The organism is Rhodococcus sp. IEGM 1351, assembly GCF_030056875.1.
GTDB lineage: Bacteria > Actinomycetota > Actinomycetes > Mycobacteriales > Mycobacteriaceae > Rhodococcus_F > Rhodococcus_F opacus.
In genome coordinates this window covers 217042-231188 of sequence record NZ_JASHKU010000008.1, presented here as the reverse complement: position 1 = coordinate 231188, position 14147 = coordinate 217042, and the positions used below count along the sequence as shown (strand labels likewise).

Annotated in this window: 13 protein-coding genes; 3 read left to right on the top strand and 10 right to left on the bottom strand. The window is 67.7% G+C overall.

Annotated elements, in window-relative coordinates:
• Positions 1 to 61: 61 nt before the first annotated feature.
• Positions 62 to 766, top strand: a complete 705-nt coding sequence (locus QM806_RS16580; protein WP_005566196.1) for a pyridoxamine 5'-phosphate oxidase family protein — start codon at positions 62 to 64, stop codon at positions 764 to 766.
• Here the strand turns inward: QM806_RS16580 and mutM are convergent.
• The 10 genes from mutM to QM806_RS16530 all read right to left on the bottom strand — a co-directional run bounded on the left by mutM (position 708) and on the right by QM806_RS16530 (position 12718).
• Positions 708 to 1586: a bifunctional DNA-formamidopyrimidine glycosylase/DNA-(apurinic or apyrimidinic site) lyase gene (mutM, locus tag QM806_RS16575; RefSeq protein WP_007296873.1), complete on the bottom strand. Its 879-nt coding sequence runs from the start codon at positions 1584 to 1586 to the stop codon at positions 708 to 710. The genes QM806_RS16580 and mutM overlap by 59 nt on opposite strands.
• Complete coding sequence (rnc, locus tag QM806_RS16570) at positions 1579 to 2337, bottom strand: ribonuclease III (RefSeq protein WP_005566192.1); 759 nt, start codon at positions 2335 to 2337, stop codon at positions 1579 to 1581. Before rnc ends, mutM begins: the two co-directional genes overlap by 8 nt.
• Before the next feature lie 19 nt (positions 2338 to 2356).
• Positions 2357 to 2539 (bottom strand): 50S ribosomal protein L32, encoded by a 183-nt coding sequence (gene rpmF, locus QM806_RS16565; RefSeq protein ID WP_005240446.1) that lies wholly within the window; start codon positions 2537 to 2539, stop codon positions 2357 to 2359.
• A 2-nt stretch (positions 2540 to 2541) separates the two neighbouring features.
• Positions 2542 to 3102 carry a YceD family protein gene (locus QM806_RS16560; protein ID WP_005259408.1) on the bottom strand — a complete coding sequence of 187 codons (561 nt, stop codon included), beginning with the start codon at positions 3100 to 3102 and terminating at the stop codon, positions 2542 to 2544.
• Positions 3103 to 3260: 158 nt separating this feature from the next.
• Complete coding sequence (locus QM806_RS16555) at positions 3261 to 4034, bottom strand: DivIVA domain-containing protein (protein ID WP_005566190.1); 774 nt, start codon at positions 4032 to 4034, stop codon at positions 3261 to 3263.
• Positions 4035 to 4142: 108 nt separating this feature from the next.
• Positions 4143 to 4637 carry a pantetheine-phosphate adenylyltransferase gene (gene coaD / locus QM806_RS16550; RefSeq protein WP_005240440.1) on the bottom strand — a complete coding sequence of 165 codons (495 nt, stop codon included), beginning with the start codon at positions 4635 to 4637 and terminating at the stop codon, positions 4143 to 4145.
• Positions 4634 to 5200, bottom strand: coding sequence for a 16S rRNA (guanine(966)-N(2))-methyltransferase RsmD (rsmD, locus tag QM806_RS16545; RefSeq protein ID WP_005566189.1), 567 nt, complete (start codon positions 5198 to 5200; stop codon positions 4634 to 4636). The genes coaD and rsmD overlap by 4 nt, the downstream gene beginning before the upstream one ends.
• A complete protein-coding gene (locus QM806_RS16540; RefSeq protein ID WP_005259420.1) occupies positions 5197 to 8601 on the bottom strand; it encodes a pyruvate carboxylase in 3405 nt (1134 codons plus the stop codon). Before QM806_RS16540 ends, rsmD begins: the two co-directional genes overlap by 4 nt.
• A gap of 155 nt (positions 8602 to 8756) precedes the next feature.
• The gene (recG, locus tag QM806_RS16535; RefSeq protein ID WP_120659263.1) at positions 8757 to 11015 is read right to left on the bottom strand and encodes an ATP-dependent DNA helicase RecG; all 2259 of its coding nucleotides are present in this window, start codon (positions 11013 to 11015) and stop codon (positions 8757 to 8759) included.
• Between the two features lie 8 nt (positions 11016 to 11023).
• Positions 11024 to 12718 carry a DAK2 domain-containing protein gene (locus QM806_RS16530; protein ID WP_054246968.1) on the bottom strand — a complete coding sequence of 565 codons (1695 nt, stop codon included), beginning with the start codon at positions 12716 to 12718 and terminating at the stop codon, positions 11024 to 11026.
• Positions 12719 to 12954: 236 nt separating this feature from the next.
• Between QM806_RS16530 and rpmB the strand changes: the two genes are divergently transcribed.
• Complete coding sequence (gene rpmB / locus QM806_RS16525; protein ID WP_005240429.1) at positions 12955 to 13146, top strand: 50S ribosomal protein L28; 192 nt, start codon at positions 12955 to 12957, stop codon at positions 13144 to 13146.
• A 148-nt stretch (positions 13147 to 13294) separates the two neighbouring features.
• Entirely contained in the window at positions 13295 to 14083 is a 789-nt protein-coding gene (locus QM806_RS16520; RefSeq protein ID WP_007296866.1) for an enoyl-CoA hydratase/isomerase family protein, read from the top strand.
• The last annotated feature ends 64 nt before the right edge of the window (positions 14084 to 14147 follow it).

The window sequence follows — 14147 nt, the reverse complement described above, 5'->3', positions numbered from 1 at the left end:
AGCAGAGGGAACCGGTGGGCCGTAGGGTGAACCGACCAATGACGCCGAGACGTAGCGGGGAATGCAGATGGGCCAGATCGGTAGTGCGGGAGAGCGCCAACTTCAGTCCGAGTACGGGACCGAGGATCGTGCCGCCAAGTTCTACGCGGATCAGATGCTGGACCATCTCAATCCGACGATGATCGAGTTCATCGGACGCCAGGAGATCGCCTTCATCGCCACCGCCGACGCGTCCGGCGAATGCGACAACAGTCTGCGCGCCGGGACACCGGGATTCATGCACGTCATCGACTCGAAGACCCTCGCGTACCCGGAGTACCGCGGCAACGGCGTGATGGCGAGCCTCGGCAACATCCGGGAAAACCCGCACGTCGGAATCATTCTCGTGGACTTCGTGCAGGACCTCATCGGACTGCACGTGAACGGTTCGGCCCGGATCGTCGAAGACCCGGTCCTCCGCTCCGACATCGCGGATCTGCCTGCGGACCACACGAACGGCCGGATCCCGGAACGCTGGGTGGTGGTGGAGGTGGAGGAGGCATACATCCACTGCCGAAAGCACATTCCGAGAATGGCACCGGACCCCCGCCACCGCGAATGGGGCACCGACGACGTGAAACGCAAGGGCGGCGACTACTTCGACGCCAAGGCGACACCGCGCCACGACACCGACGGACAGTTCGCCGACGAGCCCGTGACCGCCGAACTCACACAGACGATTTCGCCGGGCTTCTCCGTGGGGCCGGCTGGCACTTCGGGCAACTGAACGACGAGCGGTTCATGAATTTCTCCCGCCGGATCGCGGTGCCGCACCGCGGGCACGGGCGATCCTCCTGACCGTAGGCGGACAGCGAACGGTCGAAATAGCCCGACTCGCCGTTGACGTTCACGTAGAGCGCGTCGAAGGACGTGCCGCCCTGCGTGAGTGCCTCACGCATGACCTCCCGGGCGGCCGTGAGCAGTTCACGGACCTTGGGACCACTCACCCTGTCAGTGAGCCGATTTCCGTGGATCTGTGCGCGCCACAGCGCCTCGTCCGCGTAGATGTTGCCGATGCCGGAGACGACGGTCTGGTCGAGAAGCGCACGCTTGATCTCGGTGTGCTTGCCGCGCACGACCTTCACGGTCGCCGCGAGGTCGAACCGCGGATCCAGTGGGTCACGGGCGATGTGCGCCACCGAGTCCGGCACGAGCGAGCCGTCGACGTCGACGAGCGGTGCCAGCGCCCAGCCCCCGAACGTCCGCTGGTCAACGAACCGGAGGTCGAGACCGGAATCGAGCCGGGCACGGATGCGCAGATGCTTCTCGGTCGGCAATTCCGGTGGCTGCACGAGCATTTGACCACTCATGCCGAGATGCACCACGAGAGCGACCGTGCTGGGTTCGAGGACCAGCCACAGATACTTTCCACGACGGTCGGCGCTCGCGATGCGTTCGCCGGTGAGCTGTCCGGCGAGGTCTGCGGCGCCGGGCAGATGACGCCGGATCGCCCGCGGGTGCAGGATGTCGACGGAATCGATCGACGCCCCCACGATATGGCGTTCGAGTCCGCGCCGGACCACCTCGACTTCGGGCAGTTCAGGCACTGACGTCGTCGGCCGCTACGTCGGGGCCTGCGTCGGACAACGCATTCCACGCCGTGCTCGCAGCCTTCTGCTCGGCCTCTTTCTTGGAGCGGCCGATACCGACGCCGAGGGGCTTGCCGCCGACGATCACGGTGGCGGTGAATTCCTTGTCGTGGTCCGGGCCGGTCGCGGTGATCTCGTACGCCGGGACGCCGACGCCACGCTCCGCGGTCAACTCCTGCAGACTCGTCTTCCAGTCCAGACCCGCACCGAGACGGGGGGCCCGCTGGAGGAGGTCGCTGAAGAGGTCGAGTACGACGCGTCGCGCCGTATCGATGCCGTGCTCGAGGTGGATGGCGCCGAGAATCGACTCCATGCCATCGGCCAGGATGCTCGGCTTGTCACGGCCACCGGTCATCTCCTCGCCCTTACCGAGCAGGAGATGGGCACCGAGGCCGCCCTCACCGAGACTGCGGGCCACCTCCGCGAGCGCGTGCATGTTGACGATGCTCGCCCGGATCTTCGCGAGGTCGCCCTCGGACTTGTCCGGATGCGCAAGGTAGAGCTTCTCGGTGACGGTGACTCCGAGCACGGAGTCGCCGAGAAATTCGAGACGCTCGTTGGTGGGCAGACCACCGTTCTCGTACGCATACGAGCGGTGCGTCAACGCCAAGGTGAGCAGCGAAGGCTCGATTTCTACGCCGAGGGCGGCGAGGAGGGAAGCATGATCCTCCTCGCCGCCGGCGGGTGTATTACTGATGTCGCTCGTCACAACGCCTCTCCGCGGAGAACTAGACGGCGGCAGTGACCTGGCGGCCCTTGTATGTGCCACACGACGGGCACGCGACGTGGGGCAGCGTCTTCTCGCCGCAGCCACGGTTGGGGCAGGTGACGAGAGTAGGCACAGTGGTCTTCCACTGGCTGCGACGCGACCTCGTGTTGGATCGCGACATTCTGCGCTTGGGGACAGCCACTTCTACTTCTCCTCGGCTTCGGTGTTCACAAGATTCTTGCTGGGTTCTGATTCCACGCCAAATTTGGCTGCAAGACCAGCCCAGCGAGGATCAAGTATGTCATGCCCATGGCCAGATTCGGCAATCGCCAGGCGAACGCCACATTCTGGGCACAATCCTTGGCAGTCGTCACTGCAGAGCGGCTGCAATGGCAGTGCGAGGCCGACGGCATCGATCACGACGGGTTCGAGATCGATCTCGTCGTCCACGACGTGATAGACCTCCCCCTCCTCCGTGGTCTCTTCCGTAGTGCTGTCCGGGTATGCGAACAGCTCCGTGAGAGTCAGGTCCACCGTGTCGGAGAACGGCTCGAGACATCTCGAGCACTCCCCCACGGTGTCGGCTCGCAACGAACCGGTGACCAGGACCCCCTCGGATACGGCCTCCAATCGGAGATCGAGATCGATCTCCGATCCTTCCTCGATGGCGATCAGGTCGAGACCGATGCGCTGTGGCGCCGTCACCACCCGTTCCACGGTGCGCATCGAACCGGGACGACGGCCGAGTTTGACCGTGTCCAGCACGAAGTCCGCGTCCCGTCGGGAACGCGATGAGCTGTGGCGATGGGATGACAACAAACTTCACTTTCGAGAAAAGGGAAACGACAAAGGGCAACCACTCCACGATACGCAATCTGCGCGGTGGAGCCAAATTCGATCGAGTGCGGCGACCCGACCGTCGCTCAGCGGCGACGCTCGGCGCGGCGGTCGTCGACGTCGTAGTCCGAGGCGTAGTCGGGAACACCCGAACCGGTCCGCAACTGCTGACGTCCCCGGCCGACGGACCGGACGGTGCCGTTCAGGAAGTCCTCGAATTCCGCGAGCTTCGTGTCGACGTACAGATCGCAGTCCGAGCGGAGACGATCGGATTCGGCGTGCGCGGAGTCGATCACCCGGGCAGACTCGGCGTGCGCCTCCTGGACGACCTCCGTCTGCGAGACGAGGCGCGCCTGCTCCGCCGTGCCCTCCGCAACGGACCTCTCGTACGATGCCTTGCCCGACTCGATCATGCGATCTGCCTCGGCCCGCGCTCGACCCGTGAGTGCGTCGTACTCGCGCTGGCCTTCCGCGACCGAGGACTCGGCCTCGGCGCGCGCGTCGGTGACCAACTGCTCGGCGTGCGCGCGGGCCTCGGCGACCATCCGGTCGGCCTGCGCCTTCGCGTCCGCCAGAATGCGGTCGGCGTCGTCTCGCGCGTTCTCGATGGTGGAGTTCGCCTCGGCGTTGGCGCTGGAGATCGTCTTCTCCGCGTTGGACCGCGCGTCCCCCACCAGTTTGTCCTTGTGGTCCAGGACGTCCTGGGCGTCGTCGAGTTCACCGGGAATCGCATCGCGCACGTCGTCGAGCAGTTCGAGGACGTCACCGCGTGGAACCACGCAGCCGGCGGTCATCGGTACGCCGCGTGCCTCTTCGACAATCGCGACAAGTTCGTCGAGCGCCTCGAATACCCGGTACACAAGCAACCCCAATCATCCATGACCCTCAGCAGGTCGGCGCAGCCTTCTCCGTGCAAGTCTGCCCGACCGGACGCCGAGGGTGTGTCGTGGCAGCCGGTGTGTCGGGTATCAGCTGCTCTCGGCGGCGCGCTCGGCGATCCTCGCGAGAAGACGGGCGTGGACCTTCTCGGGCAGCATGTCGGAGACGTCGCCACCGAACGTGGCCACTTCCTTCACGAGCGAACTCGACAGGTAGCTGTACGTGGGATTGGTCGGGATGAAGAGGGTGTCGACACCACTGAGCTTCTGGTTCATCTGCGCCATCTGCAGCTCGTAGTCGAAGTCGTTGGCGCCGCGCAGGCCCTTGACGATCGCTGTGATCCCTTGCTGCTTGGCGTAATCCACCAGCAGGCCGTGCCAGGACGAGACCCGCACGTTGGGCAGCTCACTGGTCGAGTCTTCGAGCATCTCGATGCGCTCTTCGACGGTGAACAGGCCACGCTTGCTCTTGTTGACCATGACCGTCACGATGACCTCGTCGAACTGCGCGGCAGCTCTGCCGATCACGTCAAGGTGGCCATTGGTCACGGGGTCGAAGGATCCGGGGCAGACAGCGCCAGTCATGAGTCCAGACCGTAGCAGGTCGCCAATTCGATTCTCGCCTCGCCGTACTTCTTCGCCTTGACGGGTGCGAAGCCTTCGGGCCAGGCCGTCTCGGGTGACCTCGACGACCGTTCGAGCACCACGATCGAGCCGTCGCCGACCCAGCCGTTGACCCGCAGGTGGCCGAGCACCGTCTGCACCGCCTGGTCGTCGACGGCGTACGGCGGATCCGCCATCACCAGGTCGTACGGCCGGTCGGCGGTGCCCGCGAGCACCGCCGCCACCGGAGCGCCGCGCACTTCCGCGCCCGGTAGACCGACGGTGCTCACGTTGTGTTTGATGATGCCCGCCGCTTTCGCGTCGGACTCGACGAGGACCACGCGGTCCGCGCCCCGGGAGAGCGCTTCCAGGCCGAGCGCCCCCGATCCCGCGTAGAGATCGAGGACGGACGCGCCCTCGAGGTCCATCCGGCTGTGCAGTGCGCTGAACAATGCCTCGCGGACCCGGTCCGAGGTGGGCCGGGTCCCGCTCGGCGGGACCCGCAGGCGTCGACCGCCCGCGAGTCCCGCGATGATCCGAGTCACTCGCTCGCGGACTCCCCTGTCGCCACGACGGCGAGCAGGTCGCCGCCCTCCACCTGTTGGACCGATCCGATGGCCAGCCGGGAGACCGTGCCACTCCGCGGGGCGGTGATGGCCGCTTCCATCTTCATGGCCTCGATGGTCGCGATCGTGTCGCCCGCGGAGATGTGCTGGCCCTCGGTCACGGCGAGGGTCACCACACCGGCGAACGGCGCCGGCACGTGGCCGGGGTTGTTCTTGTCCGCCTTCTCCGCGGCGGGCATCTCACTGGAGATGGACCGGTCGCGCACCGACACCGGACGCAGCTGCCCGTTGAGGATGCACATGACGGTGCGGTATCCCCGCTCGTCGGGTTCGGAGATGGCCTCGAGCCCGATGATCAGCTCGACACCCTGCGCGAGGCGGACCCGGTGCTCGTCGCCGCGGCGCAGGCCGTAGAAGAACTGGTTGGCCGAGAGCTGCGACGTGTCGCCGTACTTGTCGCGGTGCTCGAGGAATTCCTTCGTCGGGCCGGGGAACAGCAGCCGGTTGAGCGTCGCGCGGCGTTCCGCGGACGTGCCGGAGAGGGCCTTCTCGTCCTCCGCGGACAGCGGCACCTCCGGCTTCGCTTCGCCGCGGCCTTCGAGTGCCCGGGTGCGGAACGGTTCGGGCCAGCCACCGGGCGGGGTGCCCAGTTCGCCGCGCAGGAATCCGACCACCGAGTCGGGGATGTCGAACTTCGCCGGGTTGTCCTTGAATTCCTCGGTGGAGGCACCGGATCCGACGAGGTGCAGGGCGAGGTCGCCGACGACCTTCGACGACGGGGTGACCTTCACGAGGCGGCCGAGCATGCGGTCGGCGGCCGCGTACTTGGCCTCGACCTCCTCGAACTTGTCGCCGAGACCGAGGGCCACGGCCTGGGTGCGCAGGTTCGACAGCTGACCGCCCGGGATCTCGTGCGTGTAGACGCGTCCGGTCGGGGCCGGCAGCCCCGACTCGAAGGGCTTGTAGACCTTGCGCAGCGCCTCCCAGTACGGCTCGAGGTCGCACACGGCCTGCAGGTCCAGGCCGGTGTCGTACTCCGAATGCGCGGCGGCCGCCACGATCGCCGACAACGCCGGCTGACTGGTGGTGCCCGCCAGCGCGGCCGAGGCCCCGTCGACCGCGTCCGCGCCTGCCTGCCACGCGGCCAGGTAGGTCGCGAGCTGACCACCCGGGGTGTCGTGGGTGTGCACGTGCACGGGCAGGTCGAAGTTCTTGCGCAGCGCCGTCACCAGGGTGGTGGCGGCCGGGGCGCGAAGCAGTCCGGCCATGTCCTTGATCGCGATGACGTGCGCACCGGCCTCGACGATTTCCTCCGCCAGGCGCAGGTAGTAGTCGAGGGTGTACAGGTTCTCGTTCGGGTTCGACAGGTCGCCCGTGTACGACAGCGCGACCTCGGCGAGCGCGGTGCCGGTCTCGCGGACGGCGTCGATGGCCGGCCGCATCTGGTCGACGTTGTTGAGGGCGTCGAAGATGCGGAAGATGTCGATGCCGCTGTTCGTGGCTTCCTCGACGAACGCCCGCGTCACCTTCTCCGGGTACGGGGTGTACCCGACGGTGTTCCGGCCACGCAGCAGCATCTGCAGGCAGATGTTCGGCACGGCCTCACGCAGCGCCGACAGCCGGTACCAGGGATCCTCGTGCAGGAACCGCAGAGCCACGTCGTAGGTGGCACCACCCCAGGCCTCGATGGAGAGCAGTTCCGGGGTCAGCCGGGCGACGTGTCCGGCGACGTCGAGCAGACCGCTGGTGCGCACGCGGGTCGCGAGCAGCGACTGGTGTGCGTCGCGGAACGTGGTCTCCGTGACGGCGAGGGCCTTCTGCTCCCGCAGTGCCTTGGCGAATCCTTCCGGGCCGAGGGCGAGGAGCTTCTGGCGACTGCCGTCCGGCGGCGGGGTGGACAGGTCGATCTGGGGCAGCTTGTCGCGCGGGTACACAGCCGACGGCCGCTCGCCGTGCGGCTTGTTGACGGTCACGTCGGCGAGGTAGGTGAGGATTTTGGTGCCACGGTCCGCGGAGCTGCGCAGCGTGAGCAGCTGGGGGCGCTCCTCGATGAAGGACGTGGTGACCCGGCCGGCCTTGAAATCGGGGTCGTCGAGCACCGCCTGCAGGAACGGGATGTTCGTCGACACGCCGCGGATGCGGAACTCGGTGACCGCGCGGCGGGCCCGGGCGACGGCGGTTTCGAAGTCGCGGCCGCGGCAGGTGAGCTTGACGAGCATCGAATCGAAGTACGCGGAGACCTCTGCGCCGACCGACGTTCCGCCGTCGAGGCGGATACCGGCACCACCCGGGGTGCGGTAGCCGGTGATCCGACCGGTGTCCGGGCGGAACCCGTTGGCGGGGTCTTCGGTGGTGATGCGGCACTGCAGCGCCGCACCGCGCAGCGTGATCTTGTCCTGGCTCAGGCCCAGATCCGCGAGGGTCTCCCCCGACGCGATCCGCAACTGCGATTGCACGAGGTCGACGTCCGTGACCTCTTCGGTGACGGTGTGCTCGACCTGGATGCGGGGGTTCATCTCGATGAAGACGTGGTTGCCGCGGGTGTCGAGGAGGAATTCGACGGTGCCGGCACAGGAGTAGTTGATCTCCTTCGCGAACGCGACGGCGTCCGCGCAGATCTTCGCCCGCAGCTCTTCCGAGAGGTTCGGGGCAGGCGCGAGCTCGATCACCTTCTGGTGACGGCGCTGCAGCGAGCAGTCGCGCTCGAACAGGTGGATGACGTTGCCCTGACCGTCGGCCAGGATCTGGACCTCGATGTGACGCGGGTCGACGACGGCCTGCTCGAGGAACACCGTCGGGTCGCCGAACGCCGACTCGGCCTCACGCGCGGCGGCCTCGATGGACTCCTTGAGCTGAGCCCGCTCGGCGACGCGCCGCATGCCGCGGCCACCGCCGCCGGCGACGGCCTTCACGAACAGCGGGAACTGCATGGTCTCGGCCGCGGCCAGCAACTCGTCCACGTCGGCGGACGGCTCCGAGGACGCCAGCACCGGCAGACCGGCGGCCTTCGCCGCGGCGATCGCGCGTGCCTTGTTGCCGGTGAGCTCGAGTACCTCGGCGGACGGACCCACGAACGTGATGCCCGCCTCGGCGCACGCGGCGGCGAGATCCGGGTTCTCGGAAAGGAAGCCGTAGCCGGGGTAGATGGCGTCGGCGCCTGCCTGCTTGGCCGCGGAGACGATCTCGTCGACGGAGAGGTACGCCCGAACCGGGTGTCCCTCCTCGCCGATCTGATAACTCTCATCAGCCTTCAGACGGTGGATCGAGTTCCGATCCTCGTACGGGAACACCGCGACCGTTCCAGCACCTAGTTCGTAGGCGGCACGGAAAGCGCGGATCGCAATTTCGCCACGGTTGGCGACCAGGACTTTGGAGAACATTGGAGCAAACTACCCCGCCGTCGACGGCCGCGGATAAATGGCATCCCACATTTCAGGATCCTCCACAAACTTCACAAAGACCCCCCTGACGTGTGCGAATTCTGCAACAGACCCGAAACAGACGAGCAAAGATTTACGTGAAGCGAAGTAAGTTCTCACGTTTTCTCCAGATATTCGATGCGGTCCGCGTCGAGCGCCGACGTCACCATCGCCGACAGTCCGGGATGGTTCTCGAGGCGCGGGTCGTCTGCGATCACCGAACGCGCGAACTCGGACGCCGCGGCGATGACGTCCTCGTGGCCGAGCAGCGACAACAGCCGCAACGTGGACGTCGTGCCCGACTGCGCCGCACCGAGAATGTCGCCCTCGCGGCGCGTGGCGAGGTCGAGTTGCGCGAGTTCGAAGCCGTCGTTGGTCGACGCCACGCTCGACAATCGCTCGTAGGCGGGACCGCCCGGATTCATCTTCGTGACGAGAATGCACAGGCCCTGGTGTTTGCCACGGCCGACGCGTCCGCGCAGCTGGTGCAGCTGACTCACACCGAAACGGTCCGCGTCGACGATCACCATGATCGTCGCGTTCGGGACGTCGACACCGACCTCCACGACCGTGGTGCACACGAGGACGTCGATATCGCCGGCCGTGAAGTCGCGCATCACCGCGTCCTTCTCGTCCGCGGGAAGCCGGCCGTGCAGCAGACCCACCCGCAGGTCCGGCATGACGCTGCCGCTCAACTCCTCGAACACCTCGACGGCGGACTTCGTCTCGGGCGCCTTCTCGTCGAACGCGTCTTCACCGTCACCCTTCTCTCCGTCGCCGATGCGCGAGCACACGACGTACGCCTGCCGCCCCTCGGCCACGTCCTCGCGGATCCGTTCCCACGCGCGCGCGACCCACTGCGGCTTCTGCGACGCGGGTACCACACTGCTCTTGATCGGTGACCGCCCCTTCGGCAGCTGGCGCAGCGTCGACACCTCGAGATCGCCGAGCACCGTCATCGCGATGGTGCGGGGAATCGGCGTCGCCGTCATCACCAGCAGATGCGGGCTCATGCCCTCCCGCGCCCTCGACCGCAGCCGGTCGCGCTGCTCGACACCGAACCGGTGCTGCTCGTCGACCACCACCATCCCGAGATTGAAGAATTCGACGTTGTCCTGGATCAGGGCGTGCGTGCCGATGACGATCCCGGCGTCGCCGGTGATCGCCTCGTTCAGAGCCGTGCGTTTGGCGGCGACCGGCATCGACCCCGTCAGCAGCGCCACCCGTGTGGCCTTCTCGTGCGCCCCGAGCTCCCCCGCGGTCGCGAGGGGGCCGAGCATCGCCCGCAGCGACCGGGCGTGCTGCGTCGCGAGGACCTCGGTCGGCGCGAGCAGGGCGCACTGGTAGCCGGCGTCGACCACCTGGAGCATGGCGCGCAGGGCCACGATCGTCTTACCCGAACCCACCTCACCCTGCAACAGCCTGCTCATCGGGTGCGGCTGCGCCAGATCGGCCGAGATCTCGTCGGCGACCGCGTGCTGACCGTCGGTGAGCTGGAACGGAAGCATTTTCTCGAACACGTCGGCGATCCCGCCGGGCACGGGCGGGCACTCGGGCGCGACTCGCTCGGCGTTGTCGTGGCGGCGACGGGCGAGAACCAGCTGCAGCGCCGTCGCCTCGTCGAACCGCAGACGGTCGTGGGCGTTCTCCACGTCCTCGCGGGTGTCGGGCAGGTGGACCGACCGGAGGGCTTCGTCGAGACCGATCAGGTCGCGTTCGGCCCGGATGTTTTCCGGCAGGGGGTCGTCGACGTGATCGAGCTGGTCCAGGATCTGGCGGACGCACTTCATGATCGTCCAGCTCTCCACGTCCCGGGTGGCCGGATAGAGCGGGATCAGCGCCCGGTCGAACACGGACAGGTCGACCCCCGCACCGGGTTCCTGCGACGCCCGGGCGATTCCCGCGAGATCCCCGGCACCGCGGATCCTGTCGACGTTCACGACGGGGTCCTCGCTGCCGGCACGCGGCTCGGGAAGGATGAGGTAGCTCGGATGGGTGAGGCTCCACTTCTGGCGGAAGTACTTGACCGTTCCCGAGAACATCGCGCGCACACCCGGCTTGATCACGTGCTTGACCTTCTGCGGGCTGAAGAACGTGACGTCCACGTTCTGGGTGTCGGTCGACAGGACCACCTTGAGCATGCTGCCCGGCCGGTTCTTCATCTTCACGACGGCCGCGGACGTGACCCGGGCGATGATCGTGATGTGCTCGCCCTCCGGCGGGTCCTTCTCCGCGAGCTCGCGGCCCTGCGAGGCGTACCGGTGCGGGTAATGCCGCAGCAGGTCCTCGACCGTGCGGATGTCGAACGCCTCCTCGAGCGCGTCGGCGGTCTTCTTCCCCAGCAGATGATCGAGCCGGTCGGACAATGTGGCCATCGAATTCCTCATTCCACCCCGAGTTGCAACAGATCTCCAGGTTGTCCACCGTGGTAGATCATCACCTCGACGCCGGGGTGCCGCTGCGAGATGTGATCGGCCAGTTCCGTGTCCAGCCCCTCCGGCGCCTCCGACCCCATCAGGAGCGTCACCAGTTCGCCACCCGCGCCGAGGACGAGGTCGACGAGCCGCCGTCCGGCCGCGACCGCGTCCGGTTCGATGACGATCACCTCGTGACCCATCAGTCCGATGCCGTCGCCCGGTTCGCAGGTGCCCACGTAGGTGAGGGCCCGTTCCCGGGCGATGCGCAACGATCCCCAGCGGGTGGCGGCGGCCGCCTCCGACATCGCGAACGCGTCGTCCACCGCCTCACGCTCGGGGTCGTGCACCGCCAGGGACGCGAGTCCCTGCACCATCGCGGACGTCGCGAGCAGCAGGACCTCGTGGCGGGCATCCCTCGCCGCGGCACTGACCGCGACGAGTTCCTGGGCCGTCAGCGCGCCGTTGGGGAGGACGAGCACCTCGGTGCGTCCCATCTGTCTGATGATGCCGAGAAGCTGGGCCCGGGTGACGGGGGCGTCATCGCACCGGAGGACGGTCGCGCCTTCGCTGGCGAACAGTTCGGCGGCGCCGTCCCCGGCCACGACGGCGACGATTCCCCGCTCCCCCTGATCCGGCCGGGTCCGGACCGGTGGAACGAGCAACCCCTGGTCCCGCGCATCCACGAGGAAGCTGCTGACCCGGATTCCGTGGATGCGTCCCGCCGACAGTCCGGCCTCCACGGCGGCGCCCGCGTCCGTGCAGTGCACGTGCACCGACCAGCCGCCGCCGCCGTCGCCGACGATCACGATCGAGTCCCCGAGGGCGTTCAGCGTGGTGCGCAACTCCCCCATGCGGTCCTCGTCGGACTCCGCGACCAGGTACATCACCTCGAAGTCCTGATCCGAGCCCTCGTCGCAGTCGGGTCCGGGTCCCGGATGCGCATGCGGGCCCTGCGACGCGGGCGGCGCGACAACGGGGACGGGCTCTGCGCGATGCGTGGACGGGGTGCGGCGCGGAACGTGGAGCGCGATCGGTGCGCGATCCGGCGGCGCACCCGTCACGGCCGTGACGAGAGCGTCGAGGATCACCACGAGGCCGAGTCCTCCCGCATCGACGACGCCCGCGGTGCCCAGCACGTCGAGTTGCGACGGCGTCCTGGTGAGCGCGGACGCCGCCGCATCCGCGGCTGCGCGTGCCGTGACCGCGATCGGCGCCTCGTCCGGGAACTCCGCCGCCGCGTCGGCCGCGCAGCGCAGCACGGTGACGATGGTGCCCTCCACCAGGTAGCTCACCGCGTCCGTCACCAGATTGGTGGCCATCAGCAGTCCGGTCCGGACCGTCCGGGTGTCGACGGCGGAGGTGACGGCCGCTTCCGCGACCCCTCGCAGCACCTGGGACAGGATCACTCCGGAATTCCCGCGCGCGCCGGCGACCGCGCCCCGAGCCAGGGCGATGGCAACCTGCCGGACGTCCTTGGTGCCGCTTGCAGTGCCCGCGTACTCGTCGATCGCACCCAGCGCCGCCCGCATGGTGAACAGCAGGTTGGTACCCGTGTCGGAGTCCGGGATCGGAAAGACGTTGAGGCTGTTGATCTCCTCGCACCGCTTTTCCAGACCCGCGACGGCGGTCCGCGCCCACGATTCGAGGACTCGACCGTCCATCGGGAGCTCAGGGGCCACTGTCGTCCTCTCCGGCCAGGGGAATGGGAAGGTGCCGTCAGACTAGTCGGGGGAAGATGATCGGGCCGGCGGTCCGAGCCCTTCGGGACCGGGTTTGGCCAATCCGCACTCGAGCGGCTACTCTTGCACGGTTGCCTCGTACAGGGCGCGCTTGCTGTGCCCTGTCTCCACGAGGCCAGCAAATTTCACAGTTCACTATCTTGAAGGAGTTCGCGACTATGGCTGCCGTCTGCGACGTATGCGCCAAGGGGCCCGGCTTCGGTAAGTCGGTCTCGCACTCGCACCGGCGTACCAACCGTCGCTGGAACCCGAACATTCAGACTGTTCGTGCCGAGGTTGCCCCCGGAAACACCCGGAAGGTCAACGTCTGCACCTCTTGCCTGAAGGCTGGAAAGGTTGCTCGGGGCTGACCCGACGCTGCGTGCGATGTCACTGCGCCCCCGACACTTCGGTGTCGGGGGCGCAGTTTTTTATGCCGCCGCACCTTGTCCGATTCGGCATCGTCGCAGCGCATCGGGGCACGTCGGGCACCGGCAGGGGCCCACGTAAGGTGCAACGGTGACTTCTCTCGATGGACTCAGCAAAGTACAGCTCGAAGACGGCGTCCTGCGCATCACGATCGCGACGGCGGAGAACGGCACCTCGCTGGACGGCGAGGGCATGGTGCAGGGTGCCCGGGCACTCGAAGCGGTCGGTGACCGAATCGGCAGCGTCCTCCTCGTCGGGGAGGGCCCGAACTTCTGCGCGGGCGGCAACGTCCACGCCTTCGCGTCCGCACCGGTGCGAAGCGAATACGTCGCCGAGGTGGCGCGCGTGTTCCACGAATTCGTTCGTGCGCTCGACGCCGTGACCGTTCCGGTGATCGCCGGTGTGCACGGGTGGGCTGCGGGCGCCGGTATGAGCCTTGTCTGCCTCACGGACGTCGCCATCGGCGGCCCGGGCACCAAGCTGCGCCCGGCCTACCCGTCCATCGGCTTCACCCCGGACGGCGGCATGTCCTGGACCCTTCCGCGCATCGTCGGCGACGCTCGCGCGCGCGAGATCCTGATCACCGACGCCGTTCTCAGCGGTGACGAGGCCGTCCGCCTGGGCATCCTCAGCCGCCTCGTCGGCGACGACGTCGTTCAGGACGAGGCACTCCGGCTCGCCCGCACGCTCGCTGCCGGCCCGACGCCGTCCTTCTCGGGGATCAAGACGCTCGTCCGCGCCTCCCGATATCGCACGCTCGCCGAGCAACTCGACGCGGAGGCCGCGTCGATCGCCACCGCGGCCGACAGCCCGGTGGGACGCGAGGGCGTCGACGCCTTCGTCGAGAAGCGGCGTGCCGACTTCTCGTCGGTGCAGTGAAGCGGCGTGCCGACTTCTCGTCTGTGCAGTGAAGCGGCGTGCCGACTTCTCGTCGGTGCAGTAG